This window comes from Bacillus cereus group sp. MYBK220-1, from assembly GCF_051916445.1.
Lineage (GTDB): Bacteria > Bacillota > Bacilli > Bacillales > Bacillaceae_G > Bacillus_A > Bacillus_A cereus.
Genome location: NZ_JBQAGQ010000020.1, coordinates 1 through 2,986, shown reverse-complemented (window position 1 = coordinate 2,986; position 2,986 = coordinate 1). Strand labels below are relative to the sequence as shown.

Sequence of the window (2,986 nt, the reverse complement as noted above, 5' to 3'; positions counted from 1 at the left end):
CATATTATATGGTTAAGTCCTCGATCTATTAGTATTCGTCAGCTCCACATGTCACCATGCTTCCACCTCGAACCTATCAACCTGATCATCTTTCAGGGATCTTACTAGCTTACGCTATGGGAAATCTCATCTTGAGGGGGGCTTCATGCTTAGATGCTTTCAGCACTTATCCCTTCCGCACATAGCTACCCAGCTATGCCCTTGGCAGAACAACTGGTACACCAGCGGTGCGTCCATCCCGGTCCTCTCGTACTAAGGACAGCTCCTCTCAAATTTCCTACGCCCACGACGGATAGGGACCGAACTGTCTCACGACGTTCTGAACCCAGCTCGCGTACCGCTTTAATGGGCGAACAGCCCAACCCTTGGGACCGACTACAGCCCCAGGATGCGATGAGCCGACATCGAGGTGCCAAACCTCCCCGTCGATGTGGACTCTTGGGGGAGATAAGCCTGTTATCCCCGGGGTAGCTTTTATCCGTTGAGCGATGGCCCTTCCATGCGGAACCACCGGATCACTAAGCCCGACTTTCGTCCCTGCTCGACTTGTAGGTCTCGCAGTCAAGCTCCCTTATGCCTTTGCACTCTACGAATGATTTCCAACCATTCTGAGGGAACCTTTGGGCGCCTCCGTTACACTTTAGGAGGCGACCGCCCCAGTCAAACTGCCCACCTGACACTGTCTCCCGGGTCGATAAGACCCGTAGGTTAGAATTTCAATACAGTCAGGGCGGTATCCCACCAGCGCCTCCACCGAAGCTAGCGCTCCGGTTTCAATGGCTCCCGCCTATCCTGTACAAACTGTACCAAAATTCAATATCAGGCTACAGTAAAGCTCCACGGGGTCTTTCCGTCCTGTCGCGGGTAACCTGCATCTTCACAGGTACTATAATTTCACCGAGTCTCTGGTTGAGACAGTGCCCAAATCGTTACACCTTTCGTGCGGGTCGGAACTTACCCGACAAGGAATTTCGCTACCTTAGGACCGTTATAGTTACGGCCGCCGTTTACTGGGGCTTCAGTTCAGAGCTTCGCTTACGCTAACCCCTCTCCTTAACCTTCCAGCACCGGGCAGGTGTCACCCCCTATACTTCGCCTTACGGCTTCGCAGAGAGCTGTGTTTTTGCTAAACAGTCGCTTGGGCCTATTCACTGCGGCTTTCCGTTAAGAAAGCACCCCTTCTCCCGAAGTTACGGGGTCATTTTGCCGAGTTCCTTAACCAGAGTTCTCTCGCACACCTTAGGATTCTCTCCTCGCCTACCTGTGTCGGTTTGCGGTACAGGCACCTTTTATCTCGCTAGAAGCTTTTCTTGGCAGCGGGGAATCAAAGACTTCGCTCCATAAGGAGCTTCCCCATCACAGCTCAGCCTTTACGATAAGCGGATTTGCCTACTTATCAGCCTAACTGCTTGGACGTGCACAACCAATCGCACGCTTCTTCTATCCTTCTGCGTCCCTCCATTGCTCAAACGATAAAGAGGTGGTACAGGAATATCAACCTGTTGTCCATCGCCTACGCCTGTCGGCCTCGGCTTAGGTCCTGACTAACCCTGAGCGGACGAGCCTTCCTCAGGAAACCTTAGGCATTCGGTGGACGGGATTCTCACCCGTCTTTCGCTACTCATACCGGCATTCTCACTTCTAAGCACTCCACCAGTCCTTCCGGTCTGACTTCACTGTCCTTAGAACGCTCCCCTACCACTGATACCATTGGTATCAATCCGCAGCTTCGGTGGTGTATTTAGCCCCGGTACATTTTCGGCGCAGAGTCACTCGACTAGTGAGCTATTACGCACTCTTTAAATGGTGGCTGCTTCTAAGCCAACATCCTAGTTGTCTAAGCAACTCCACATCCTTTTCCACTTAATACACACTTTGGGACCTTAGCTGGCGGTCTGGGCTGTTTCCCTTTTGACTACGGATCTTATCACTCGCAGTCTGACTCCTAAGGATAAGTCATTGGCATTCGGAGTTTGACTGAATTCGGTAATCCGATGAGGACCCCTAGTCCAATCAGTGCTCTACCTCCAAGACTCTTACACTTAAGGCTAGCCCTAAAGCTATTTCGGGGAGAACCAGCTATCTCCAGGTTCGATTGGAATTTCTCCGCTACCCACACCTCATCCCCGCACTTTTCAACGTGCGTGGGTTCGGGCCTCCATTCAGTGTTACCTGAACTTCACCCTGGACATGGGTAGATCACCTGGTTTCGGGTCTACGACCACGTACTAAACGCCCTATTCAGACTCGCTTTCGCTGCGGCTCCGCCTCTTCAGCTTAACCTCGCACGGGATCGTAACTCGCCGGTTCATTCTACAAAAGGCACGCCATCACCCGTTAACGGGCTCTGACTATTTGTAGGCACACGGTTTCAGGATCTCTTTCACTCCCCTTCCGGGGTGCTTTTCACCTTTCCCTCACGGTACTGGTTCACTATCGATCACTAGGGAGTATTTAGCCTTGGGAGATGGTCCTCCCAGATTCCGACGGAATTTCACGTGTTCCGCCGTACTCAGGATACATTCAAGAGAGAACGAAGTTTCGACTACGGGGTTGTTACCCTCTACGACGGACCTTTCCAGGTCGCTTCGTCTACCTCGTTCCTTTGTAACTCCGTATAGAATGTCCTACAACCCCAAGAGGCAAGCCTCTTGGTTTGGGCTATGTTCCGTTTCGCTCGCCGCTACTCAGGAAATCGCATTTGCTTTCTCTTCCTCCAGGTACTTAGATGTTTCAGTTCCCTGGGTCTGTCTTCCTTACCCTATGTATTCAGATAAGGATACCATACCATTACGTATGGTGGGTTTCCCCATTCGGAAATCTTCGGATCAAAGCTTACTTACAGCTCCCCGAAGCATATCGGCGTTAGTCCCGTCCTTCATCGACTCCTAGTGTCAAGGCATCCACCGTGCGCCCTTTCTAACTTAACCAAACTAAAAATTAAAAAATATGAGCTACACTGTTATCTAGTTTTCAAAGAACATAC

At 51.2% G+C, this 2,986-nt stretch carries 1 rRNA gene; it reads right to left on the bottom strand.

Features of this window, described 5'->3' with window-relative positions:
- Nucleotides 1-8: 8 nt before the first annotated feature.
- Nucleotides 9-2,930 (bottom strand): 23S ribosomal RNA (locus ACTFRU_RS29305).
- Nucleotides 2,931-2,986 lie beyond the last annotated feature (56 nt).